Source organism: Planctomicrobium limosum (assembly GCF_051465645.1).
Classification (GTDB): Bacteria; Planctomycetota; Planctomycetia; order Planctomycetales; family Planctomycetaceae; genus Planctomicrobium.
On record NZ_CP195790.1, the window covers coordinates 794791 to 820684 of the forward strand.

Annotated in this window: 13 protein-coding genes and 2 other RNA genes; 6 read left to right on the forward strand and 9 right to left on the reverse strand. The window is 52.4% G+C overall.

Going from position 1 to position 25894, the window contains the following annotated elements; translation table 11 throughout:
• Positions 1–121: 121 nt before the first annotated feature.
• Positions 122–487, forward strand: a transfer-messenger RNA (tmRNA) gene (ssrA, locus tag SH527x_RS02925).
• A 205-nt stretch (positions 488–692) separates the two neighbouring features.
• Here the strand turns inward: ssrA and SH527x_RS02930 are convergent.
• Positions 693–3821, reverse strand: a complete 3129-nt coding sequence (locus SH527x_RS02930; protein ID WP_437193164.1) for an efflux RND transporter permease subunit — start codon at positions 3819–3821, stop codon at positions 693–695.
• Between the two features lie 86 nt (positions 3822–3907).
• On the reverse strand, positions 3908–5422 hold the full coding sequence (locus SH527x_RS02935; RefSeq protein ID WP_437193165.1) for an efflux RND transporter periplasmic adaptor subunit: 1515 nt from the start codon (positions 5420–5422) through the stop codon (positions 3908–3910).
• Between the two features lie 1672 nt (positions 5423–7094).
• Between SH527x_RS02935 and SH527x_RS02940 the strand changes: the two genes are divergently transcribed.
• The 4 genes from SH527x_RS02940 (at position 7095) to SH527x_RS02955 (ending at position 11049) form a co-directional block, all read left to right on the forward strand.
• Positions 7095–8228 carry an OB-fold protein gene (locus tag SH527x_RS02940; protein ID WP_437193166.1) on the forward strand — a complete coding sequence of 378 codons (1134 nt, stop codon included), beginning with the start codon at positions 7095–7097 and terminating at the stop codon, positions 8226–8228.
• A 170-nt stretch (positions 8229–8398) separates the two neighbouring features.
• A complete protein-coding gene (locus SH527x_RS02945) occupies positions 8399–8554 on the forward strand; it encodes a hypothetical protein (RefSeq protein WP_437193167.1) in 156 nt (51 codons plus the stop codon).
• A 69-nt stretch (positions 8555–8623) separates the two neighbouring features.
• Positions 8624–9304: an endonuclease/exonuclease/phosphatase family protein gene (locus SH527x_RS02950; protein ID WP_437193168.1), complete on the forward strand. Its 681-nt coding sequence runs from the start codon at positions 8624–8626 to the stop codon at positions 9302–9304.
• 821 nt (positions 9305–10125) lie between these two features.
• The gene (locus SH527x_RS02955) at positions 10126–11049 is read left to right on the forward strand and encodes a DUF4142 domain-containing protein (protein WP_437193169.1); all 924 of its coding nucleotides are present in this window, start codon (positions 10126–10128) and stop codon (positions 11047–11049) included.
• Between the two features lie 265 nt (positions 11050–11314).
• Here the strand turns inward: SH527x_RS02955 and SH527x_RS02960 are convergent, their stop codons facing one another.
• From SH527x_RS02960 to ssrS, 7 genes are all read right to left on the reverse strand, one after another.
• The gene (locus tag SH527x_RS02960; protein WP_437193170.1) at positions 11315–13282 is read right to left on the reverse strand and encodes an ABC transporter ATP-binding protein; all 1968 of its coding nucleotides are present in this window, start codon (positions 13280–13282) and stop codon (positions 11315–11317) included.
• A gap of 259 nt (positions 13283–13541) precedes the next feature.
• On the reverse strand, positions 13542–15005 hold the full coding sequence (locus SH527x_RS02965) for a DUF1501 domain-containing protein (protein ID WP_437193171.1): 1464 nt from the start codon (positions 15003–15005) through the stop codon (positions 13542–13544).
• An 85-nt stretch (positions 15006–15090) separates the two neighbouring features.
• Entirely contained in the window at positions 15091–17739 is a 2649-nt protein-coding gene (locus SH527x_RS02970) for a PSD1 and planctomycete cytochrome C domain-containing protein (RefSeq protein ID WP_437193172.1), read from the reverse strand.
• Positions 17740–18293: 554 nt separating this feature from the next.
• Positions 18294–20000 carry a cation:proton antiporter gene (locus tag SH527x_RS02975; RefSeq protein ID WP_437193173.1) on the reverse strand — a complete coding sequence of 569 codons (1707 nt, stop codon included), beginning with the start codon at positions 19998–20000 and terminating at the stop codon, positions 18294–18296.
• 191 nt (positions 20001–20191) lie between these two features.
• Positions 20192–22750 carry a bifunctional lysylphosphatidylglycerol flippase/synthetase MprF gene (mprF, locus tag SH527x_RS02980; RefSeq protein ID WP_437193174.1) on the reverse strand — a complete coding sequence of 853 codons (2559 nt, stop codon included), beginning with the start codon at positions 22748–22750 and terminating at the stop codon, positions 20192–20194.
• 330 nt (positions 22751–23080) lie between these two features.
• Positions 23081–23944: an SDR family NAD(P)-dependent oxidoreductase gene (locus SH527x_RS02985; RefSeq protein WP_437193175.1), complete on the reverse strand. Its 864-nt coding sequence runs from the start codon at positions 23942–23944 to the stop codon at positions 23081–23083.
• Positions 23945–24150: 206 nt separating this feature from the next.
• Positions 24151–24351, reverse strand: a non-coding RNA gene (gene ssrS / locus SH527x_RS02990) — 6S RNA.
• Positions 24352–24698: 347 nt separating this feature from the next.
• Here ssrS and ispG point away from each other — a divergent pair.
• On the forward strand, positions 24699–25859 hold the full coding sequence (gene ispG, locus SH527x_RS02995; protein WP_437193176.1) for a (E)-4-hydroxy-3-methylbut-2-enyl-diphosphate synthase: 1161 nt from the start codon (positions 24699–24701) through the stop codon (positions 25857–25859).
• Positions 25860–25894: the final 35 nt, after the last annotated feature.

The following is a 25894-nucleotide window of genomic DNA, read 5'->3' on the forward strand; positions in this document are numbered from 1 at the left end:
TGAGTGAGGGCTGAAGCCTGACCTGCATTTTGCAGCGGTTTCAGCCCTCTTTTTGTTTCTTGAGTGCTGCAGCAATTGACGCTGATCTGGCTGCGGCTAGAATTCCATTTGACTGCACTTCGGGGGCGATCGGATTCGACTGGTTCTCCGCGGGGTATAGGTCGCGTGTCGTGGTTGATCAGTTGGCCACGTAAAAAGCTGATCAAAAAATTAACTGCCAACAACAACAAGCAGTTTGCCTTGGTTGCCTAATTAGGCTTCCCCGTCTGAGGAATCCCCGTCAGAGGAGTCCAAAAGTCGGTTACAAATTCTGACTGGTTTCAGGTCAACGGTCGCTACGCCTGAAACGAGAAAAGTGGTGACCTGGCCATCGAAGGGTTTGTCGTTTGTCGCGACGATGGCGAGGAGCGTAAGCAAGCGTCTACACACGTAGAAGCCGTATTCCAGGGCTCTCAGGACGCGGGTTCAATTCCCGCCGCCTCCATACACAGGCTGACTAGTCTTCATCGACAGGTCAGCCTGTTTTTTTGTGCTTAGTCCTTTGCCCTTAATGTAAAGGTCGTTTCGTGTTCTCTTGCCTCCATGCAAAAGGCGTTCTGCCACTGGTTGTTAACGGGGCATGAGGCTTGTGCAACGGGTGACACCAGATTTCACTTTCGAGCCTGTCTCAGCCGAATCTTGAATGGTCGAGTCTAGGCGTGGGTCGGTTCGGTGGGGGCGTGGTCTTCTTCTTTCGCTGTTGGTTCTGTGTCGAACCAGCGGTAGATGGCGGGGATGACCAGAAGGGTCAGGATTGTGCAGGTGATCAGTCCACCGATGACGACGGTCGCTAATGGTCGCTGCACTTCCGCACCGGCACTTCCTGATACTGCCATCGGAATGAAGCCCAAGGCTCCGCACATGGCGGTCATGAAGACAGGTCGCAATCGGTCCATTGCTCCGTTCGTAACTGCTGAGATCGCGTCATGCCCGTGCTCGCGCAGATGCCTGACGTGTTCGATGAGAACGACTCCATTCATCACGGCGATTCCGAAGAGAGCGATAAAGCCCACCCCGGCAGAGATTGAAAATGGCATGTCACGGAGCCAGAGTGCGAAGATTCCTCCGGTCGCGGCAATGGGCACGTTCAAGTAGATCAGCAGCGTCAACTTCACGGAATTGAAGGTGACATACAGCAGCGAGAAGATCAGAAAGAGTGCCACCGGGACTGCAATCATCAGTCTCGCACTGGCTTTCTGGAGGTTCTCGAACTGTCCGCCCCAAGTCAGCGAGTAGCCTTCCGGGAGTGGGACTTCCTGTTCGACGATCTTCTGGGCGGCCCCAACGAACCCGCCGAGATCGCGTCCGCGAACGTTGCACTGAATCAGAAGCCGGCGTCGGATGGCATGGCGGCTGATTTCTGACGGACCATCTTCGATTTGAATATCCGCCAGTTGAGAGATAGGAATCTGGCGGCCCATTGGATCGTCGATCTTCAGGTTCTTCAGCTGATCGACATCTTTTCGCCACTCCGATGCGAGTCTCACCTGCAACGGAAAGCGTCGCTGCCCTTCGAAAACTTCTCCCACCGGTTGCCCCCCGATGATGCTGATGGCATTGAGAACGTCGCTGGAGTTGATGCCATAGCGCGAGATGGCATCGCGTCGGATGATGACTCGCAGATACGGAAGACCTGTGATTTGCTGAGCTTGAACATCTGCGGCGCCGGGGACTGAATTCAATGATTGAACGATCTTGTCTCCCAATTGTTTGAGCACATCAAGATCATCGCCATAAAGACTGAGCCCGACGTCTGAACGGACTCCGGCGACAAGTTCCTGAACTCGCAGCTCAATCGGCTGCGTAAAGCTGAACGTGTTGCTGGGAACGGCTTTCTCAAGGGCATCCTGCATTGCTTCGATCAGTTCAGCTTTGGATCTCCCCTGCCCGGTTCCGTGTCCGGGTTTCATTCGAATCAGAATGTCAGTCTGGTTGACTCCCATCGGGTCGTTCGCGATCTCCGGACGCCCGGTCTTTGAAATGACACTTTCGACCTCAGGGAATTTCAGCAGCGTTCTTTCGATCGCCTTGGTCATTTCGACGGAGGTTTCCAGAGAGACACTGGGGAGTCGTAGTGTTTGAATTGCGAGATCGCCTTCATCGAGTTTGGGGACGAACTCAATTCCGAAACCTGTGGCGACAAATACGCTGACGAGAAAGATTGACAACGCGCTGCCGATCATCAGGAATGGGCGCTTCATGGCATAAGCCAGCATTGGGGTGTAGCTCCACTTGAGCCATTTCACAAGAAACGTATCGGTGGAACTGACACGTCGTGCCAGGAAAAGTGACGCCATGACGGGCATCACTGTGACCGAAAGAATCAACGCCGCAGTCAGTGCGGACATGAATGTGAACGCCATCGGCCGGAACATCTTTCCTTCAACACCTTGAAGGCTGAGGATCGGAAGGAAGACGATAATCACAATGATGCCTGCAAAGAGAATCGGAGTCCCGACTTCTTTGGCAGACTGCCTGAAGACCGATTTGGGGACATGAGTTGAGCCGGACGTTTTGAGATAGCGGCTCGCGCTTCTGACGGCATTTTCAACCATCACGACCGCGCCATCGACAATGACGCCGAAGTCCACTGCCCCCAGACTCATCAGGTTGGCAGAGACACCAGCGACCTTCATCGAAATCAAAGCACACATGGCCGAGAGTGGAATGGCTGCCGCGACGATCAACCCTGCACGGACGTCGCCCAGCAGTAGAAAGAGCATCACGATCACGAGGGCGACACCAACACCAATGTTTTCTGCAATCGTGTGAATCGTCTTTTCGACCAGTTCCGTGCGGTCGTAGAAGGTGTCGATGTAAACGCCTTTGGGTAAGGTCGCCTCAATCTCTTTGATCTTCGCTTTGACGTCCGCGACGACCTGCCTTGAGTTCCCGCCCATCAACATCATCACCATCCCGGTGACGGCTTCCCGGTTTCCATCCCTGGTCACGGCCCCTTGTCGCAGCATTGGTGAGAAGAGCACATTGCCGATGTCAGAGATGCGAATTGCAGTGCCATCGCTCCGGTTCTCAAGAACGATACTTCGAATGTCGTCCAGACTGCCGATCAGACCTTCGCCTCGGATCACGCGTTGCTCTGCACCATGAATGATGTATCCTCCGCCAGCGTTCGCATTGTTCTGCTCCAGAGCTTTAAACACAGTGTTGAGACTGATGCCGTAGTGCAATAATTTGTTGGGGTCGACCTGGATTTCGTATGTCTTCAGCTCTCCGCCGAATGTGTTGACCTCAATCACTCCGGGGACGCCTCGCAATTGAAACGCGATCTGCCAGTCCAGAATTGTTCTCAGATCCATCAAGCTGAAATCGTGTCCTTCTTTGGCACGCACTTCGAACTGATAGATTTCGCTCATCCCTGTCGCGATCGGCCCCATCTGAGGATTCCCCATCCCTTGCGGAATGTTGTCTCGCGCTTGCTGGAGACGTTCGCTAATCAGATTTCGAGCCCAATAAATATCGGTCCCATCCTCGAATGCCACGGTCACTGCCGATAACCCGAAACGGCTGATCGAGCGGATTTCATCGACACCTGGGAGCCCGCTCATCGCGTTCTCGACGGGGAACGTAATGAACTGTTCAACTTCGACGGGCCCGAGTGCTGGTGACGTGGTGAGGACCTGAACCTGCACGTTTGTCAGGTCGGGAACGGCATCCAGTGGCAGAGATGTTGCCGCAACGACCCCTGCCCCCATGATGACAACGGCGAGCAAGAGCACGATGAAGCGATTATCCAGAGACCAGTCAATGATTTTGTTGACCATGAAATCGTGTCCTTAGCGGGAGTGGCAATGAGTTGCCAGTTCGTTCGAAAAGCGGAGGAGATGAACGTGGATGAACGACCAGAGTGTCAGTCAGCAAGTAACCCCGCCAGCATTTTCGATTTCAGAGCAAATCCCCCGTTGGATACGACTCGATCATTGATATTGAGTCCGGCGCGAATCTCAACGATATCTTGATTTCGACGCCCAATCGTGACGTCTCTTCGCTCGAATTCTTCTTCCCCTGTTTGAATGAAAACGAACGACTTTCCTTCATGGTCCTGTATCGCAGAATATGGGATCTGCAGCACATCTTCCGTGTTCACGTCTGGAAGCGTGACATTGGCAAACATGCCAGGCTTCAGGAGCCCTTCATCGTTTGGCGCCAGAGCTCGCAGGGCAATTGTTCTTGTTCCTTCTTGAACGACGTCACCTGTGTAGAAAATTTGTGCCTCGAAGGTTCGGCCCGGCCAGGCATCGCAATGGACCTTCACTGGTTTGTCACGAAGCTTTGCGAGCAGCGGAAGGTGCGATTCGTAGATGTCGGCGGTCACCCAGACTGAAGAAAGATCTGCGATTGTAAGAATCTGACGCTCTGGACCGACTCGCTCCATCAAGACGACATCTTTGGAGATGACCGTGCCATCGAACGGTGCGGTGATTGGATAGTGTGCTAGTGAATCGCCCTGACTTGATGGATCGATCTCTTTCAAAGCCGCATCACTGAACTCCAGGATTCTCAGGTTCGCTTCAGCGACGGCGGCACTTGTTTGTGTCTCTTCAACTGCTTGTGCGGACAGCTGTATCGCCTGCTTGACATCTTGAGAAACCTGTTCAAGCAGGGAAACCAAAACTGCACGGGTTGCATCACGCTCAGACTCGGCATCGATCAATTGCCGTCCAGAGATCGCTCCATCTTTTGAGAGCGGCATGAGACGGCTGATATGGATTTTCGCTTTGAGGTAAGCAACATAAGGGGTCATGAGACGTTCGCGGTATTCCCCCATTGTTCGTTCTTTGAAAGCACTTTCGATCTCTTCGATTGACGCGTCCCTGCGCATCATCTCGATCAGCGACAACGTGTTTTCGCCGACATCCTGTGCCCATTGGTTCTTGATCTTCGCGAAAGAAAGCCGCAGGCGGTCCTGGAACAGCTGGAGCATACGCTCGCCGACTTCCTTGCTTTGGATGGTCACGAGCAGATCCCCTTTCGTGACCCGTTGGCCGAATCCAACTTGCACCTTTCGGACTCTGCCTTCGACGAGCGGGAAGACATGGGCCAGTTTGTCCTCGTTTAAGGTGATTTTTCCGGTCAGGGTGATGTTCTCTGACAGGGGAGCCTTTTTGACCGATTCAATGGTCAGGTTGGCCGGCTCCCATTGTGTGCGAGGAAACTCAATGACCGATGAGACCGTTTCACTTGTGGACGATTCAGGCTGATTTGAATGCTGATGCTCTGCTTCTTTATCTGCGACCTGTTCAATTGATGCGGGTGGGAGCAGAGGAAGACCTGCCCGATACTGATACAGGATGTAAGCACCAATCGGGACAACAAGAACAACGAGCACGATAAGGAAACAGGATTTTGTGGAGAGGCGAACCATGATGGATCTCTGATTCAATTCAACTGGTGAGAAATCATTCGCGAGATATGCGAGTGGACCGCAATGCAATCAGCGTGGACAGGCGTAAACGGCTCAAGGGAACGAGCCTGAAGTGGAAGCAATTGAAATTTGCTTCCGAAAAGAGAGTGCTGCTCAATTAGCAATGCATCCGACACAGCATGGATTGAGCTGATCGAGTTGAATCAAATGTGGGCAGAAGTCCCCTATTGATCCCTGAGAGGCCGCTGAATTTGACGGGCACAGCAGTGCCTAGTGACAGCGAACTCAGGTGATCCAATGAGGGAACTGAACAGGCATCGATGCTGGTACCAGGAAGCATCGGCCTGAGGAGGTCTTGGGATAGCGGCAGCGATTCACGCCCATGATCGTCTGAAGACTTTGGGAAGATGTCGCCTAGCATCGAGCAATGCCAGTGCCAGCCGTGGTCGTTGGTGCACAAATTCTGCCCGTGAAATCGGACGATATGATTCGTCAGTCCATCACCGCACTCCAGGTGCTGGTGTCCCCAGACGATTGGCCCTTGCCACAACGAAATCATCAACAGCAGCCGAAAACAGGCTGATGTCAGAATTCCGTGTTGGAAGCTCTGGAGAGTCAATGATTTCACTTTGCTGAATTTTTCCTATTTGATCTTAGATCCGGGCAAACGGGATTGTCAACTTGCCACTGCGATCGATGCCATTAGCCAGTTTTCGCGTTGATCTCCGTTCGTCTCATGAGCCTTGAGGAGAAACGCTGTCCTTGAGGGGGTGGAGACCATCGGAAACTCAGTGTCACTCAACAGTTGACTTCAAATCTTCTTTAGAACGTTTGGCAAATGGCTTTGGTGATGGCGTCTTTGGAACGGGCTGTCATGGCATGCGGGCATTCCTTTTGTGGACGAAGTGCAACAAACCGCGACGGTGTTCAGAAAAATGGTCGTCCCTGATGTCTTAGAGATGCGAATGTATCGATTCGCCAGCAATCGTGTGGGCATTTTTCAACAGAAGTTGATGGCTTGCTGCAAGGCCAGATCAGCTTGTGTGTTGAAGGAAAGTGTCACGTGATGACATCACCAAGTTTGTCACCTCGTGTGAGATAGGGGATTCCACGAGACATTAATGAATACTCAAAAAACTTTGTTAAACCGAGAATGTTCGGTGTAGATTGGCCGTCAGTTTTCGTATTTCAAAGTAGACATGCAACCGTGAAGAAATCCCATGTGTCCACTTCCCTTGTTATAGGGGCGTGGCGGTATGACATCGTTCCAAAGCAGTCACTGGCGAGTTGGCTTATTGTCTCCAGCTCGCCGGATCTGTTTTCGACAAGGCCAAATCATGCATGGAGAAATGTCCCGTCGTGATTGCTTATTGCGTTCATCAGTAACTGCGCAATGGAAAAAGATTGAAGAATGAAATCTTCTCAATTTAACGACAGGGATGTTTGTCGCTCCAATGGTCTCTGGTTGCGTCTGTTGCATGAGGCATGCCTCTTGTGATGAGGGCATCGTCTCTTGCCTTCTTTGATGAGTAGCTGATTGGAAATTGCTTCCGACGCACGTGAAAGGTTCGCGCGATTGCGCGTGCTCGGCGATCGGATTGTGAATCTTCAGCAACCATGAGGCGAACTCGGCATGCCTCAACCTACTGTTCCCCACACTTGGAGAATATTGATGTTATCCAATTGGTACTGCTCAAAGGAGGGGACGACGCAGAGTGCGGCGGCGAAGGTCACTTCTGCTGTCAAACAGATCGATTCAGATGTCTCGTTGTGGCAGGAAGAAGAGTCTGTCGGGCAGGCAAGGTTATCAAGGTTGAAACGGCCGCAGCCTGATGAGAATCTTCTACCTGACTTCTCCGCCCCCAGTACCCATGGACGACGTCGGGGTGGAAGAATCTCCTTTGGGAAGATCTGGCAACGACTCGTCGACTTCTTTCATGCCTTCGTGTTGTTTTGGACTGCTGGATCTCCTTCGATTTCTGTTCGGTTCAGCCGTTTCTCCAACAGTTCCTTAAGTAAGAGCGAGGAGGACCGAACACAGTGGCTTGTGATTGGAACCTGGTTTGCCCCGCTCCTTATTCTTGGCGTTATGACGCTGGTCCTGATGCAATCCAGTGCTGTCAGGAAGGAACTTATTGACGCGGGTGCGCTTTGGGAGCAAGGGCGAAAAGACGAAGCGGGCGCCTTGTATCAATCAATCATTGGGAAATCGGGAATGTTTATTCCGAGAGAACAGGAAGGAGTCGTTTATGGACGAGTCATCGACCATTTGACTCAAAACAACAGACGGGAGGACGCGCGACTTCTCGTTGAGAAGTTGAATCGACGTGGACCTTCTGTGCCACTTCAACTTGAGACTCAATCCGCTCAGAGCCTGATGGCTGAAGTGGGGCGCGAGTGGGTTGTTGCACATCGAAAGAATGGCGCAGATATCGGCTTACCTGAGTTCCCGCTTGCCGAGGTCGACAGAAATCAGTTCTATAATGCTTCCGGTTTCTACCATATCTTCAATAGCAATTCCGTCGAGACGGACATGACGTTTACTGGCACGATCACGTGCTTGATTGGAGTTGTTGACAGCATCGAGTTCTCGCCTGAAAACGGAACGATCATTCATTTTGTTACGAACCAGCATGGAGAAAAGGGAGTGCAGTGCGTTCTCAGTTCAACAGTCGCAAACTCAGATCACATCAAGACTGTCAAGCCGGGTGATTACGTCAAAGTCCGTGGACGATGTGAGGGAAAGTCCCACGCGGGAATTGTTGTGATGTCTCACTGCGATGCCCTGATTGCCAATGAGGACTGACAGATTCATTCCGTTTGGAGTATCACGCCCTGAGAGTAACGCGTCGGCGTGATCCTGATTGGGCTGCCGATCTGTTCCTTGAATCGTGCTGTCGATTGGAGTTTCTCTGAGATGTGGTTTGCTGGAGTCAGTGTCCATCGCAATGGATCATCATACGTCGATGTGCAATAATGCTTCGACCACTCGCAACTCCAAGAGGACGCACCCCGATGACAATATCACGACGCCAGTTCTGTACCGCACTGGGAACTGCTGGCCTTTCAGTAATGACACTTCCTCTCTTTGCACAGGAAAGCAAGAAGCATCAACTTCGTGTCATTGCTTAAAATATTTATGCCTGCAAAGGCTGGCCTGATGATCGTGAGTCGGCGAAGAAAGCTGTTCAGAAGGGACAGATGGCAAGACGTCTGGCGACGGAATTAGCACTGTACGAGCCAGATATCATCAACTTCTCCGAGTCCCCGAGCGAAGCAATTGCAAAAGAAGTTGCCGAGTATCTTGGAATGAATCACGTCCGCTTTCCAAGTGGCGGAAGTTGGCCAGGGACCTTGCTTAGTCGCTTCGAGATCACGGATTCGATGAATGTTCCACTTGGAAGCGAGCGTCCTAAAGAACTCTTCACCAGACATTGGGGAAAAGGCACTGTCAAGTTGCCAAATGGTGAATCGCTCATCGTTCACTCCGCCCATCTGTTTCCGCGTCCCGAACCAGAGGTTCGTCTGAAGGAAATCAAGGCGATGCTTGGCGCAATGAAAGAAGACCTCTCTGCTGGGCGGTCGATGTTGTTGATTGGCGACCTGAATCACCGCCCTGATACCGAAGAGTACAAACTGTGGATTGATGCCGGTTGGGTCGACACGTTTGCCAAGGTCGGTAAAGGGGACGGCTGGACGATCAAAGCAGATCAGCCTCAGTCGCGAATTGATTACATCATGGCGGCAGGACCGATCGCGAACGAGATCACGGAATCAAGGCCACTCTTTGAAGGAGCTTTTCGGTTGAACATCGCCGATGAGAATTCGTTCGCGTTGAGTGACCATCTGCCCCAGTTGGCAGTGTTCGGGTCGAGTAAGTAAATGCCGGTCATGTGTGGGGGAACTTTCCCCTGAGACGTCCATCGTAGAATCAGGCTGCATTTCGTTTGCGTCTCCTCTGAAATATGAGTTGAGAACGGCGACGATTTGCGGTCTGATTCGCTTTGCCATGAATCAACGTGAAGTCCGCTTACACGTTCGTTACTTGGCTGTGGCCTGCTCTACTTCGGGCACCCGGATAAAGCGTAAACACGGGGAAATCCTGTCAACGCGAGTGGGGTAATGCCGTTCAATGATGGAGACACGGACAGATTTCGTGTCGTGAAACGGCATCTTCTCGACACCGAGATCGGATGCTCAAATTGTCGTCATCAACTTCTTCGTGAATCCACGATCGAGTTGGTTGAAGAGCTTCTGTTACTTGCCAGATCAGCATGCTCGGTCAGCAAGCATGCTTATCGACGGTACGTCAGTCTTCGATAAGCGTAGGTGATGAAGCCGCGGACACTGTTTCTGAATAACGTGATGTCACGTTAAGTGAATGTCTCCATTCCGACATCAATCAACAGAAATTATCTCTTGAGTCCCATTGAAGTTTCAGAATTGAGTCGGTTGTGCAGAGAAATCAATTTCGTCGATACAAGCGTTTCGTTTGCACTGAGGAATAGAAGTTGCATTTTCCATTTCGGAATCATGACTGAAAGGTCTGTCATGAATCACTTGGTGATCCGACTTCAATCGTTCTGATATCACGGATGGGGAGATCAGAACGTTGACCGAATATCGGCGGTCGGATTCTACGATGGTCTTCTGGCGATCTCGTTAGAGCTGTCGTATGTCTCTCATCCCGAAGGATATATTCGATGTTGAGGAATGTCAGTTTTCACACAATGGCTTTGATGTTGGCTGCCGGTGTTGCAACTGCTGCGGATCCGGTTCAGACGCCACAAGTGCCAAGAGCAAATCAGGGGAATACGCAACCTCAAGTTCGCCCTGCTGCTCCACGAGAATCCGGAGTTCAGCAACAGCAGGGAGTACGACCGGGTGAGCGACGTGAGCACGTCGAAGCCAATCGACAAGCTCATGCTTCTCTAGATGTGCATATCGCCAGTTGCCTGACTCTGGCAAATCAGGAAGAAATCAATCTTGCGAAATTTGCCCTGGAGCGGGCACAAGACCCTCGGGTGAAAGAGTTTGCCGAGAAGATGATTCGCGATCATGAAGCCCTGAATCAGAAACTGCAGCCATATGCAGGGCAGCGTCTCGTGACATCAACTGGCACCCCAACATTCAAAGCTGAAGGGGAACGCCAACCTGCAGCGACTTCTGCTGATCGAAGAGAGGCTCGGCAGGAACTTCGCGAACAGGGCATTGCTCCACGTGAAGCACGAGAGATCGTGAGAGAAGGAGCTCAACAGGGAGGAGCCTTGACTCCAGGGCAACGGCCGATGGAACAAAGGACAGGCTTCCGTGGCGACGACGCATCAGTTAGCGATCGCATGTTTCAGATCGCCAAGGAGGCTCATAAGAATTGTGAACAGATGGTCCGCGAGGAATTGTCAAAAGAAACTGGAGCTGACTTCGACAAAGCCTTCGTAGCAACTCAGATTGGTGCTCACATCGGAATGCTGGCTCACTTGAAAGCGGTTCAGCCACATGTTTCAGGCCATCTGCAACAGATTGTGACAGAAGCGACACAGACTGCTGAACAACATAAACAGCAGGTCGATAAACTCATGAAAGATCTGAAAATGGCTCCTGCAGTTGCTGCACCAGCAACACGATAATTTCTGAATCAGACTTGATCGCCAAGATCAATGAAGTTCAGAGATCTGACTAATACGAAGTCAGGCACGGAAGATTTCGACACGGGATGAGTGAAAAGACAATTCCACAACCGCGAATGCAGTGGAAACGTCTCTCTGACTTAACAGTCAGACACAACATCCATGAGTTGAATCCTTCCGTGCTTCTTCTTTTTGACAGTCGTGCATCATCAATGCGTGTCACGCATCGATATAACGCTCTCTGATCATCAAGCTTCTCTCACATTCATTGATGATGATTCCGGTGTCGGGCGACTTCTTTCTTTGGTCGCTCCTGAAGCTCTGTCGGAGCCGTTTGGGCTAAGATCATCTGGTGATACCGGCCATCTACTTTTAGTAGCTCATTGTGAGTGCCGGCCTCACGGATACGCCCCTCTTCAATGACGAGAATCAGATCAGCATGTTGAATCGTGCTTAATCGGTGTGCGATGACGAATGACGTCCGTCCATGCATGAGCTGTTGAAGCCCCTGCTGAATGAGTCGTTCACTCTCTGTGTCGAGATTGCTCGTTGCTTCATCAAGAATCAGAATACGAGGATCAGCGAGCAATGCTCGGGCAATTGCCAGTCGCTGGCGTTGGCCTCCACTGAGCTTCACCCCTCGTTCCCCGATTGTCGCGTCATATCCGTGAGGGAGCGTTTTGATGAACTCGTCTGCATTTGCAAGTCGAGCAGCCGTCTCGATTTCTTCATGAGTTGCATCACGCCGGCCATACGCAATGTTCTCTGCGACCGTCCCGTCGAAAAGAAACACCTCCTGCTCGACAACGCCGAGCAGCTGACGATAATTCTCGACATCGATGGATTGCAGATCATGCCCATCCAGAAGTACTCGACCGGAGGTCGGATCGTAGAATCTGGCGACGAGATTTGAGAGTGTTGTCTTCCCTGCACCGCTGGGGCCGACGAGCGCGACCATTTGTCCCGGCTTAATCTCCAGATTGATGTCCTGGAGCGCCCAGCGACCTTCTGCTCCATACCGGAACGAGACGTTCTCGAATGTGATTCGACCTTCTGTTGTTTCTTTCGAGATATGAGTCGCACCGGGAATTCGGGGCATCTCGCGATCTTCCCCCAGTACGTCCAGAACGCGATCGAGTGCAGACAGATTGTTCTGCAACGTCGCCGCGCTTTCCGCCAGAATGGCCAGTGGTTCCAGCAGCATGACGAGATACACCAGAAACATCATCAGATCGCCGGTCGTCAAGGTTCCTTGAAGCACCTGCCAGCCGCCATAGAGCAGCAATCCGCCGGAGCCCAACGGAATCAACAGGTCCCAGACCATGTCGATCGCCCGCATCCACCACCAGACATAAAGTTCCTGTCGTCCCATCAAGTGGTTGTTGGTCATCAAACGTAACGTTTCTGTTCGTTGACGCCCGAATGCACGCACGATTCGAATTCCGGAAAATGCTTCAGTGGTGTGACTGTCGATTTCCTGTCGCCGTGCCCGAACATCTTTCGTTCGAGGACGAATTTCTCGAATCCACGTGCGATGAGTGAGATAGACGATCGGCAGAATCAAAACTGCTCCAAGGAGCAATCGCCAGTCAACAATTGCCAGAACGATCAGGCTTCCCAGCAACTGCACAATCGCCCGCCAGGGGTTGTAGAGGAGTCCAAAAATCAGATCACCAACGCTGCCTGTGTCTTCACGCAACAGGCTTGCGACTCCACCGGATTTCATTGCTTGAACCCGAGGAAGTGGGAGGCGGATGACATGTTCGAACAGCCTCTTGCGGATGGACATCTGCAGACGTTTCGTCGCGCGTGTGCCAGTCCAGCGACTCAGGATGCTCAAGCCTGACTTGAGAAATGAAATCAGAGTGACACATCCTGCGAGCAGCAGCAGCAGCGACCAGCGATCCCGCGGAAGGAGACCTTGCAACCCTTCTGTTGGAAGCAGCTTGTCCCCGAGGACATAATCGACGACGAATTTTGTCGCAGTGGGTGGAACCAGCCCCAACAGAGTTGCGATAGTCAGCGTGAACAACGCCCCAAGGACGCTGATTCGCTGGTTGCCTAACAAGTCCCAGAAGGCCCGGATCAGTTGCGAGGTTGTCCGTATTCGGCCGGTTGATGCAGCGGAAGTGGATGTTCCGCTTTGCTTCTGATTCGGATTTCGGGGCCGATGTTTGAGATCATTGAGATATTTTTGGAATTGCTGTCGGCTGGATCGAAGTGAAAATGTCATGCATCCATCATAGACCGGAGATGAAAAATTCCGAGTCCTGAACTTGAAGAAGGTCTGTCTGGTGCGGACTGACTGATGACGACCCGCAGACTCATTGCCATCGATCTGTGGTCAGATAAAGCTCGACTGTTCGTTACACGCCAATGAAGGACTCAGGTTCCAAAAGAAAAGGAGCACCGTTTAGTGCTCCTTTGTAAAACGTCAGCTGGCGTTCGCCTGACGGGGCGAAACTGTTTGAGTCTGCATCGAGGAAGAATACCTATGCAAGAAGCTCTTTGACGATCTTGGCTTCTGGATTCTCGATCAGGGAAACTTCTCGAGAGCCAACTCGAAACTTGAGTTTGGTGTGATCCAGTCCCATCAGGTGCAACACTGTTGCCAGGTAGTCGTGGTGGGTCACGATTCCTTCGACAGCGTGGTGCCCGAAGTCATCTGTTTTCCCATGCACATATCCCCCGCGAATTCCTCCACCGGCCATCCATTGGCTGAAACCAAAGGTGTTGTGATCGCGACCAGCTTCGGCAGTGGAACCCCCTTCGCGAATTTGAACGACCGGGAGCCGGCCCATTTCGCCACCCCAGTGCACCAGCGTTGAATCGAGCAAACCGCGTTGTTTGAGATCTTTGATCAGCGCGGCTGCCGGGCGATCGATCTCTTCACAGCATCTCGGCAATCCTGTGGCGATACTGCCGTGGTGGTCCCAGGACTGCCCGTTGTTGAAGATCTGGATGTAGCGAACGCCGCGTTCAACCAGACGTCGTGCAATCAGGCAGCTCTCGGCGTAATGTTTGGTCTTGGGGTTATCAAGCCCATACATTTCCTGAGTTTCTTTTGTTTCTTTCGACAGATCGAATGCTTCTGTGGCTGCGAGCTGCATGTTTGCAGCAAGTTCGTAACCTGCAATGCGTGCTGAAAGATCGGTTTCACCTGGGAATCGCTTCAGGTGTTCTGCGTTCAGTTGTGAGATCAGATCCAACTGAGCACGCTGTGCATCCCCCATCAAATGTGGAGGTGGATCGAGATTGAGAATACGTGGATTCGTCGGGCGAATCACGGTCCCCTGATAGATGGAAGGCAATGCTCCACTGGTCCAGTTATCGGCTCCCATCAATGGCATTCCGCTCTTATGTGACATCGCCACATAAGCAGGAAGATTTTCCGACTCACATCCCAGGCCATTGGCGAGCCAGGAACCGAGAGTTGCCCGACCGGCGAGACCCACGCCCGTGTTCAGAGCGAACATGGACGGGACATGGTTGTTGACTCCGGTGTGCATGGAGCGAATCAGGGTAATGTCATCTGCAATCTGTCCGAGGTGTGGTACCAGATCGGAGAGCTCCATTCCGCACTCTCCGCGAGGCTGGAACTTGGCAAGCGGAGCCATGATTTTGCGGCTTGCCTGACCTGCATTATCGAACTGCATTTTCCCCTGAAACTCTTGCCCGTCCCGTTTCCAGAGTTCAGGCTTCGGATCGAACATGTCGATCTGGCTCGGCCCGCCAATCATGAACATCGAGATCATCGCTCGAGCTTGCGGAGGATGATGCGGAGCCTTGGCAGTGAGGTCGAAGACTTGCGGGTCAAGCGGGCGTTGCAAGCCGACATTAGGAGCTTCTGCTGCGAGCAGACCATCCTTCTTCAACAACCACGAAGACGCCATCCCTCCCAGTGAAAATGCGGAGGCGGAAAGAAAATGCCGACGTGAGCAGAGTTTTGCGGTCATCTCAGTCTTCTCGATTCTGCTTCGTTGTTGAATCGTGATGTTTTCTGAACGTTGAGTTTCCAGTCAGCGACAATGAATCGTCGCGCTACTCCACGTACAGGAAACGATTGGTGGCAACTACTGACTGAGCCAGTGATGCGAAGGCTCCAATTTGTACCAGATCAGGCTGATCTTTCAGTCGCTTCTTCCAGGTCGCGTCTGTTGATCCCTGCAATCGTTCAATTTGCTTTGCAACGAAGGCTCGGCACATCTCTCGTTCTTCCGGTGTCGCAGTCGAGGCCAGAAGTCTCAAGAACAATTCGTCAATCGCCTTGTCCAGTTGTGAATCGTCCATCGGGTTGGATGCAACCAGATCTCTCGCGATCACTTCTGAGGTGTCGATGATTGACGCGTCGTTCAACAGCAAGAGCGCTTGTGGAGCAACGTTTGTCGCTTTGCGGCTCTGACAGTTTGGAGTCATCACAGGCAAATCGAACGCATCCAGGAATGTCAGCGGAACATTTCTGCGGAACTGCACATAAAGGCTGCGTCGAAACTTCGCGTCGCCAATGTCTTTCACCCCTTGCGGGAGCGAATTGGTATAGATTTCTTCGCCAATGACCGCCCGCCCATCCATTTCCCGCCCAACCGGGATGGATGTTCCTCCGACAGTCGGTGAAAGCTTTCCAGTTGCGGCGATCATGGCGTCGCGGATTGATTCTGCATCGAGGCGTCGCAGATTCATTCGCCCGAACAGTCGATTCTCTGCATCGACTTCATCAAGTTGTTGCGTCCGTTGTGAACTCTGCTTGTATGTGCGCGAAGTGACAATCAGTTTATGAATTCGCTTCAATCGCCAGCCTCCTTCAACCAACTCAGCGGCGAGCCAGTCAAGAAGTTCAGGATGTGTTGGCTTATCACCAGCGAGCCCGAAATCACCGGGAGTACCGACAATTCCTTTCCCGAAATGGTGTGCCCACATGCGGTTCACTGCAACTCGTGCGGTCAGCGGGTGGCGTTCGCTCGTCAAAATCGATGCGTAAGCTAGCCGGCGCCCGGATGAAGGCAAATCGGCGGACTTTTCTGCAATCGTGGGATTGTCGAGAGATCGGGCGATGACAAAAAGTTCGCCAGGAGTCACGTCCTTAATCGGCTGTCCCGGATCGCCTCGAAACAAGACCGAACTCTTCGGAAGTGGGGCAGCCTTCTCGGAGATCCCCATCACCATCACTCGAGGAGGTTTCGTCGCATTCAGCGCGTCGATTTCCTTCTGCTGGTCACTGAGCTTTGCCAGTTCTTTGGGGTTATAAAGGTTCAGACGCTGTTGAATAATTGGAACCGGATGCAATCGCGGAAATCGATTCAGATTCTCCTGTTCCTCTTTTGTGCGATCTTTGGCAGCTTTCTCGACGATGGCGACGAGCGTTTCCCGTTCTGCTTCGGGAATCTCAAGGACGACCTTTTCGTATTCTGCTTGAGCAATGACTCGCTTGGCTTCGTTGAGAACTTTAGTCAGTTCAGCCGCCTTGGCTGCAATTTCCTTTTCCTGTTCAAGAATCGATTTTGGAGTGACATCCAGCAGACGTTCTTGAGGCCGCTTCCAGGTGGCGATTGGAAGTGCCGGATCGAAGATGGCCCGATACCGGTAATAGTCTTCTGCGGAAATTGGATCGTAACGGTGATCGTGACATTGGGCACAACCAATCGTAACTCCCATCGTTGCTGTCGAGACGATCGAGATCAGATCGGCAACTGCCTGATGGCGGTTGGGAATCGTATTCTCTGCGTTCGTGACGTCCGGCCCCATGCGGAGAAACCCCGTCGCAGCGAGCAGTCGCATGTGTTCCGGGTTGTCTGGATCTGGGGTCCCTTTGATCAGTTCATCGCCGGCAAGCTGTTCTGTGAGGAACTGATTGTAAGGAATGTCGTTGTTGAACGAATTGATGACATAGTCACGGTATCGCCAGGCGTGTGGGCGTGCAGTGTCCTTGACCAAGGCTCCGTCGGTTTCTGCAAAGCCGGCAACATCAAGCCAGTGGCGTCCCCAGCGTTCACCATAATGTGGTGAAGCGAGCAGGGAGTCCACGAGTTTTTCATAAGCGTCTGGCGACTCGTCTTTGATGAACGCCTGAACTTGTTCTGGTGTCGGAGGCAATCCCGTCAGGTCAAAGCTGAGTCGGCGAATCAATGTCTGGCGGTCAGCTTCTGGTGAAAATGTCACACCGGCTTTCACAAGTTGCTCTGCAATGAAAGCATCCAGCGCCGAAGAAACTTCAACACCAGCCGGAGTCGGGACTGGCGGACGCTGCACTGGTTGAAAAGACCAGTGCCCGAGTTCTTCAGGTGTATAGCGTGCGTCTTCGACATTCTCTGGCTCCGGGCGAAGCGTTGGGCAACCCGCTTCGATCCACTGCCGAATCAGATTTTTCTCGCTCGCAGAGAGTTTCTTTTCGCCCTCTGGCATCTCGTCAGATTCGATTCGCTGCCACAGCAGACTCTGGTCTGGAGATTTCTCACTGATTGCGGAACCGGATTCTCCCCCGGAGACCATCAGGCGAACCAGTCTCAAGTCGAGACCGCCCTGATGCTTCGCCTCTTCACCGTGACACTGAAAACACATCGCCTTGAATATGGGGCGGATATGCGATTCGTAAACGATTTTCTGCTCTGAAGATTCAGCAGCCTGACACGGTTGCATCAGACCGACGAAAAGCGAAGCTGCAGCGGTCCAGATGCGGTAGGTCTGTGCGTTCATGTCGAACCTCAATTCAGCAAGACCAATACTTCAGCCCGAAGTGTCGAGCATGAGTTTGACGAGGTGGGAATCCTGCAATTCAAAATATGGAGGGACTTCTGAAGCTACTTTATTATCGCCGGTAATGCAAGAACTTCGCGTTCGATCTACTGGAATGGGGGCAGTAATTCGTCCTTGCTTCGGGAGCCGAATGCGTCGCTTTATTCAGGTTGGGGCAATCACTCAATCAGTGGGGTTGTTTTCTGAGGCCTATTTCCTGCTGAACAGCGATTTTCTGGACTCAACCGGTTCTGTCTCTCCACTTGCCGCGAAGCAGCCGTCCCGTAATGGCAGTTTCTGTGGCCAGAAAGTGGTGGTTGGTCATCCCGGAAATAGCAGAATGATCATGTGTATGAGTCTCCAAGTATTGATGAAGCTTGGGGATTTCGCGGAGAGAGGCCGAGTACTCTGTGGTTGAGAATACTCGGCCTCTCTCTCAAGTTCATTGTCGGACCCCGTATATTGCGGGACGCACACTGTGATATTCCTTCATCGGAACGGATATCAAACGAAAATCAATGGGGACGAGTCTCCGTGTTGCTCAGGTGGTCGTGGTCGTCATGATTGGCGGCGAGACACTCGTCAAGTTCATTCAACCATTGTTCACTTTCCTGCCCGAGACGTGCTCCCACTTCCTCTTCGTCTCCAATGACCGCGCTGGCGCCAGCATCGAGGAAGTCATTTGTGTATCGCTGGTAACGGGACCGAACAGTGATGTGAGTGTGCGGTGCGATGCGTCTGATCTCCTGCAGGATTCGCATGGCCGCTTTATGGTCAGGGATCGTGACAATGACGATGTGCGCCTTCTCGACGTGACAATGTTCGAGAACTTCGGAACTGGACGCATCTCCGATATGGGCAATAAAGCCCAGTGCTGCGGCGTCAAGAAGTCCTCGCTGGTTCAGGTCAATGACATGAACTCGTTCACCACGACCAATGAACGGCTCTGCAGCAAGCCGACCGGCGGGGCCAAAGCCAATGATGACGATGTCCGGGTGGTGGCTATGGTCGTCATCATTCTGAAGTCCGGCTTTGTGTTTTGCTCCCCCCAGCTTTGCGAGACGTGCCCCGAGAGGCAGAGCATTGGAAACAAGAATTGGAGTTGCAAACAGACTCGCGATAATGGTGGAAATCACAAGCATATGGGTCTCGGGAGTGATGATCGAACTCTCCCTTCCAATATTCGCCAGAACGAAGCCGAACTCACCAATCTGCGCAAGACAGATCCCGGTTGCAGCGGCAACGTGATGAGGCTGCCCGACCATCCGAAAGATGGCCCAAATGATCCCGGCTTTTCCGACGATCACAATGGCCGTCACCAGAATCACTAACGGAGCATTTTGAACGATCCAGACCGGACTGGCGAACATTCCGGCTGAACCAAAAAACAACGTCAGCAGAACTGTTCTGAGAGAGGAAATGTCGGATCGAATTTGCGTCGCGAATGCCGAACTTCCAAGAAACATCCCCGCCACGAATGCCCCGAGCGACGGTGAAATATCGGCTCGAATCGCCAGCCAGGTTGAACCAAGTCCAACGACCACGGCCAATATCAGCGTCAGCTCTCGATTGCGGTCGAGCGTCAATGTTCCCAGCAAACGGACAGCAAGAATGTTCAGTCCGATGTGCAGAACGAGAATCAAACCGGTTGCTGCCAATAACGTTTTTCCGACATCCAAAGCAATGTCGCCAGGGGTTCCGCCATGTGCCAGAAATGTCATTAACATGGCGAGGGGAACAACTGCAATATCTTGCGTCAGCAGGACTGCAAGAGTGTTGCGCCCATGCAGGCTGTCCATCTCTGATCGTTCCATCAGAACTCGCAGAACGCAGGCTGTGCTGCTTAGCGAGATCAGCGCCCCGACCGCGACCGCTTCGACGAGTCCCAACCTCATGCCGAGGAAGAGGCAAGTTCCAAACACGGCGGTCAGAATGACCTGAAGGGCACCGGATGCCAGTGTTTTCGCACCAAGTGAAAGCAATCGCCCGAGTGAGAACTCAAGCCCCAGACTGAAGAGCAGCAGGGCGACGCCCAACTCGGCAAGTACCTCAATTTCGTCTTCCGAATGGATGATGTGGAGACTTCCGGGGCCACCCAGGAACATTCCGGCCAGTAAATACCCCAGCATGGGGCTTTGTCCGAATCGTGCAAACAGGCCACCGGACAGCATGCAGGCGCCCAGGAGCAAGACAACGTTATACAGAAGATTCCAATGTTCCATAAACCAGCTTTCAGGCGGTTTTCAAATTCGAAGAGTCATGATGGTGTTTACTCGATTTCGACTTTGATGATGAAATTCATCAGTCGTTCAGTCGAACTGGATTGTCTTTGAGTTTCTTTACTCGCTTCCTGCATTGCTGCGAGATCGTGAACCCTTTATTGCGTGGTGACATGCTCGTCTACTAAGTCGAACTAATCGCGAGTTCGGGCGATGAGTCGCGTGACATCCGCGAGTATTCTGGGGAGTGCCAGTCCGCCGGGTGCGGCAAGGTATCGCGGAGACCATGTCGGCGCAAATTTGTCTTTGTAATCTCGCAAACCTTCGAAGCTGTAGAACCGGTCTCCGTGTCGGTAAAGCAAGGATGCCATTTTGTTCCATGCCGGAGACAATTCATGGGCTTCAATCCCTGACAATGGAGCCATTCCCATGTTGAACCACTGATACCCCTGCTCTTTGCCCCACAGGATCAGCTCGATGAACAGATAGTCCATCATGCGCTTCGGGCTATCGAGATGACGCATTAAATCAATGGCGAATTCATCCTTGTCCGCTCCGAGCCACAGGTTGGCAAAGGCGACAATGACTCCCTGATAACGCACGATTGCGCACGGGAATCGACAGAGATATTCTTCATCATAGAAGCCAAGCGAAAACCCTTTTTCGGCCCCCTGCTTTTCTTCCAGCCAAGCGTCGGAAATCTCTTTCAGCCGAGGTAGGACTTCTTTGACCTGTTCAGGTGGCAGGACGATGAACTCTGTTCCTTCTTTACGGAACTTGTTGAAGTTGGATCGCAGGCTCTGCCAGCGTTTCCCTTCCATAGAGAAGGTCGATGTCTTTACTCGGGCCTCTTCGCCGAGCTTCAGCAGCACGAATCCCTGATCGATGTAGAGTGGGATATTCTCCGGGGCAATATGGTAGAAGACGGGCCAGGCGTCGTACTTGTCGCAATGCTCGCGGAACTCCCACATCAGTTCTGCCCACGACTCGCGGTCGCCAACCGGATCGCCCATCACCGTCCATGAACGGTTCTGTACTCCATACATCAGGAAGGCAGTTTTCTCATCATTGAACAGGAGAGCTTTATCTCCCAGCAATGCGAGATTGGATTGCGTTTTCGGTGAGGTTTTGACGATTGCGGAAGCGAGTTCCAGTTCTTCTTCTGTGGCGTTGTGCTCTTGTTGACGTGAATCCGCGCTCAACAGTTTAAGAACAGCAAAACTCAGCAATAACACCATCACAGCAACCTGAGCACGAAGTGCCCGGGGAGCATCGGCGTCAAATGCGAATTTCCACCAGAGTTCGTGTGAGTATTCGACATGCTGGTGACTAAAAAGAGCCAACCCTGTCGTGCAGATCACGACAATCAAAATCGCGGTGAACCAACGTGTCGTCCAGCTTGGATGCAGGATTGATCCGCGACGATAAAACTCTTTTCTGGCGAGCAGAAGCATTAGTAGCAGAAGGAAAGATCCGCTGGCCTCTTCGTAATCCAGTCCTTTGGAGAGAGAAAACAGACAAGCGGCCGCCAGTAGTAACACTGCACCAAACCAGGCACCGTCGAGACGCCGCAAGAGTCCTCGTCCGAGGAGTAACAAGCCCCCACCAGCCAGGCTGGCAAGAAAGTGAGATGCTTCAACGGCTGGCAGCGGCAGAAACATCTTCAGCACTTCTACTCGTCCGGCAATCGGCGGAAGTGCTCCGGAGAACAGGAGAATTGCTCCCAACGCCATTGTCGCATAGGCAATAAATCGCGGAATTAATCCGCCCAGTGCATCGCCAGCAGTGATCGAAACGCGTTGAATCGTTTTCAGGTGCGGACGGGCTTCATACAGCACAAGAATGATGACCGCGACTGCTAATGGAGCAATGAAATACACCAGCCGAAAAATCATCAGTGCGGCGATTACGGCAGGCTGATTGTCAGCTCCTGAAAAGGTGAGAATCACTGCTTCAAAAACACCCACTCCACCTGGCACGTTGGTGATCACAATCGCAACGATTGCAAGCAGGAAGATTCCCAGGAATTCAAAATACGGAATCGTGACCGAGGCCGGCATGAGGACATAGAGACATCCTGCCGCAACCAGAAAGTCTGCCGTTGCAACCAAGAATTGAAGCGCCAGTACCTTGGGCGAAGGAATCGTAAATTGATAGCCACGGCACTGTATCGGGGTTCGGCGGAAGAAGGAAAACGCGATGCTCGATAAAGCGATTAAAGCCAGAATGAATCCGAGTGGCCTGACCGAGGAGAATGGAAGATTCAATTCCGGGGGAATCGGAAAGGGAGTGGCGATGAACACCACGCCAGACAATGCAAACAGTCCCAGCCAGAAAGTACTCCCCACCAGGATGATCAAATGCGTCATCTCTCCGGCAGAGAATCCCCAGGCAGAATAGAGTCTGGCACGGACAGGGGTTCCACCGAAGATCGCACCGAAATTGTTTGATGCGACGAATCCGGTGAATGAAGCAAGTGAGATGCGTTTCAGCGAGAGAGGGTGTCCAAGAGTGCGAACCGCGATCAGGTCATATCCGATCAGGATGACATAGTTCAACGCTGTTAAAGCGGCACTGATCAGGATGACACTCTGCGGGACTTCCGCGAGGCTGGCGCGGATATCCTGCCATCGAAAAGATTCGACTTTACTATAGATCAACAGGATTGCAGCAAGGCAGATGAGAATAGCACCGACGGCTTTGAGGCTGGCGACAAGTTTACCAGATCTACGAAGCGGTGGTGGGGGGGACAAGTCCGTGTCTCAGTTGCAGCGGGATGTTCGCGGGGCTCTGAAACGATTGGCGGTCCTTCAGCGCAAAACATTTGTCGTACGCGTTCAGGCCAACGTTCAACCCTGGTTTCCCAAGTGTCGGGGGTCAATTTCGGTTGGTCAATCAGGGAGAACTGGATTCCCAGAAAAGCATTGTTCGTTCCCGAAGAACTATAACGCCAGTACTCCCGGTTCTGTCAAATGACTTCAGCTGCTGAAACTGTCGCAAATTTCGAATTCCACACAGTTTGCATCCCGACATCGACTCTCTGGGGGAATGTCCTGTCAGGGGCGAGCGATTGGCCTGTCGAGCTACCAGTCGTTGTTGTCTTGTGGGGGAATCCCGAGTGATTTCCCTCCATCGATTGCGACTGCAGTACCGGTCACCATCGCCGCTGCATCGCTGCAAAGATAGAGGATGGTACTGGCAACTTCGAATGGCGAAATCATCCGTCCATGAGCATGAGCTAAAGGACTGGACTTAAGGTAGCGACGTGCGGCATCATCCGGATTTTCTTCACATGCCAGTGTGCTGTCCATGAGGCGCGTGTCTGAAACTGGCCCGGGGCAGACGCAGTTGACCCTGATTCGATCCACTGTGTGGCAAAGGGCCAGACTTCGAGTCAACCCGACAAGTGCCATTTTGCTGATCGAATAAACGGGATCATGTGCCCGGGGCATTAGCCCTGCGTTGCTGGCCGTGTTGACAATGGACCCGCCACCGCTTTTTTGCATGTGAGGGACTGCAAACTTGGCACCAAAAAATGGAGCCTTCAGGTTGGTGTCCATGCAGTTCTGCCACTCCGACTCTTCAATTTCGGTGACCTGCCCGACCAGATTCATCCCTGCATTGTTGATCAGGAAGTCGAGTCGGCCAGCTTTTGCGGCAGCCCCATCAATCAGTGAGCGGAGATCGTCAACATTTCGGACATCGCAAAGCTGCTCGTGAATTTCAAGAGCCCGAAATTCGTCACTGGTTTCGTGACACAGGTCAAAATCCCCAGTAAATACTCGGGCACCTGCGCGAGCGAAGGTCAATGCGGTGGCACGACCAATTCCGCTTGCTGCTCCTGTAATAACGGCGACACGACCAGCCATGTCAAAAAGAGGGAAATGGGAAAGGTCCGGCGTCATGTTCAGCCCTTGCATTCTTGCCAGAAAATAATGGCAATTCATCGCTGCAAATCATTGTCTGCGTGGGATGGACTGCTGGAGTTGCCAGCGTACTTTCCCGTCTGCAAATGACGATTCAGTGGAAATCACGGGAAAGGAGCAACTCAGATCGCTCAATACTTCATCATACCGCGTCAGTGTTGACGCATGCATGGTATTCAGCGGTAATTTACCGACAATGCAGCGAGATGGTGCAAGGTGAAAAGAAAAATGCCTCCGCATTGTGCCGGCGGATTGTCTTGTCCAGACCCGCAATTTTAGGTGGGTACTACCGACCTGGATTGTGGGAGCCAGACGGATCGACCGAAGTCGAAGCATCTGGATATACACGCGGCCAAGTCTGACAGTTCCCTGCGGGATGGGAGTCGGGTCTACAAAATGCAATCCGGTATCGAACACCGCAGAGGCAGTGGCAGAGATCAAAAGATCGCTGCGACAAATAGATCCTATCGGTCCACCCCACCCCAGACAAGAGTCAGATTTTCACGCGAACCTGTTTATTGAGAGTGATCACATTTCGCCCTGAAAAAAATCGATGCTGCGAGACTCGTTCCATTTCACTATCATGTGATGGGGAGAGTCTTTACCGATTGGCCGCCGCAGTTTGGCGGTTTCGAATGGAATCGACGTCTCCAGCAAATTGATCAGGCGTTTTGAGATTGGTGCAAGGTTTTCTGCCAGACGTTTAGAACATCGTCTCTTAAAGCCTGTCGTGCGGACGTAATGCAGGCTGGTTCGCGGCCTAAGGAAATTTTCCGTGGAACAACGTACTCTCCCTCGAAATCCGACCCGTTCTGTCCGTATCGGTAGCGTGACGTTAGGTGCCGCTCACCCCATTGCTGTTCAGAGTATGACGGCAACTCACACGCAGAACATTGACGCGACAGTTGAGCAGATTCAAAGTCTGGTCGACGCTGGAGCTGATATTGTTCGTGTCGCCGTGGACAGCAAAAAAGATGCAGAGGCACTTGCGATCATTTCTAAGCAGGTGACAGCCAACCTGTCGGTTGATTTGCAGGAGAATTATCGGCTGGCCGAGATCATCGCGCCGTACGTTGCCAAGCTGCGGTACAACCCCGGCCACCTTTATCACCACGAGCGAACGAAGCCATGGCAGGAGAAGGTCGAGTATCTCGCCAAGGTCGCACTCGACAATGATTGTGCAATCCGCATTGGTGTGAACTGTGGGTCCGTCGATCCAGATAAAAAAGAGAAGTACGATCACAACGATTCGATCTCACCGATGCTCGAAAGTGCGTTTGAGCACTGTGATCTGCTCGATTCTCTGAACTTCACTCGCTATTGCGTCTCGCTGAAAGACTCTGATCCCCGAAAGGTGATTGAAGTCAATCAGCGATTTGCTGAACTCCGGCCTGACGTTCCACTTCATCTGGGAGTAACAGAAGCCGGGATGCCACCTGACGGGATCATTAAAACCCGAGTGGCATTCGAGCAGTTAATCAGCAAAGGGATCGGCGATACAATTCGGGTTTCTCTCACGGTTCCCAATCCTCGTAAGTACGAAGAGATCGTTGCCGGAAGAAACATCCTCGCAGATATCGCTGCCGGCCGCGTTCGTTCCGTTGTCGACTTTGGTACGAACACGCTGAACATCATCAGTTGCCCAAGTTGTTCACGCGTTGAGAATGAAGCATTTATTGAACTCGCGCAGCAGGTCAAAGAAATGACCGAGTACGCCAAGGACTACGCCATCACGATTGCCGTCATGGGGTGTCGTGTGAACGGGCCGGGCGAGACCGATGATGCCGATCTTGGACTCTGGTGCGGGCCGAGCCATGTGAATCTGAAGAAAGGCCCTGAATCACTCGGTGCCTATAAATACGACGAAATCCTGCCTCGGCTTCGCAGTGAACTCGATTTGATCATCGAGAAGAAGGCTGCGGCGTTGGCTGAATAGTTCTGATTCAGAACGATTGAGAGACTGCAAAGAAA

Excerpts from the sequence above, each read along its gene's own strand:
- SH527x_RS02940 (WP_437193166.1), top strand. The coding sequence starts at position 7,095 with ATGTTATCCAATTGGTACTGCTCAAAGGAGGGGACGACGCAGAGTGCG.
- SH527x_RS02950 (WP_437193168.1), top strand. The coding sequence starts at position 8,624 with ATGGCAAGACGTCTGGCGACGGAATTAGCACTGTACGAGCCAGATATC.
- SH527x_RS02955 (WP_437193169.1), top strand. The coding sequence starts at position 10,126 with ATGTTGAGGAATGTCAGTTTTCACACAATGGCTTTGATGTTGGCTGCC.
- SH527x_RS02985 (WP_437193175.1), bottom strand. The coding sequence starts at position 23,944 with ATGAATTGCCATTATTTTCTGGCAAGAATGCAAGGGCTGAACATGACG.
- SH527x_RS02945 (WP_437193167.1), top strand. The coding sequence starts at position 8,399 with ATGCTTCGACCACTCGCAACTCCAAGAGGACGCACCCCGATGACAATA.
- SH527x_RS02935 (WP_437193165.1), bottom strand. The coding sequence starts at position 5,422 with ATGGTTCGCCTCTCCACAAAATCCTGTTTCCTTATCGTGCTCGTTGTT.
- SH527x_RS02960 (WP_437193170.1), bottom strand. The coding sequence starts at position 13,282 with ATGACATTTTCACTTCGATCCAGCCGACAGCAATTCCAAAAATATCTC.
- SH527x_RS02930 (WP_437193164.1), bottom strand. The coding sequence starts at position 3,821 with ATGGTCAACAAAATCATTGACTGGTCTCTGGATAATCGCTTCATCGTG.
- SH527x_RS02970 (WP_437193172.1), bottom strand. The coding sequence starts at position 17,739 with ATGAACGCACAGACCTACCGCATCTGGACCGCTGCAGCTTCGCTTTTC.
- SH527x_RS02975 (WP_437193173.1), bottom strand. The coding sequence starts at position 20,000 with ATGGAACATTGGAATCTTCTGTATAACGTTGTCTTGCTCCTGGGCGCC.
- SH527x_RS02965 (WP_437193171.1), bottom strand. The coding sequence starts at position 15,005 with ATGACCGCAAAACTCTGCTCACGTCGGCATTTTCTTTCCGCCTCCGCA.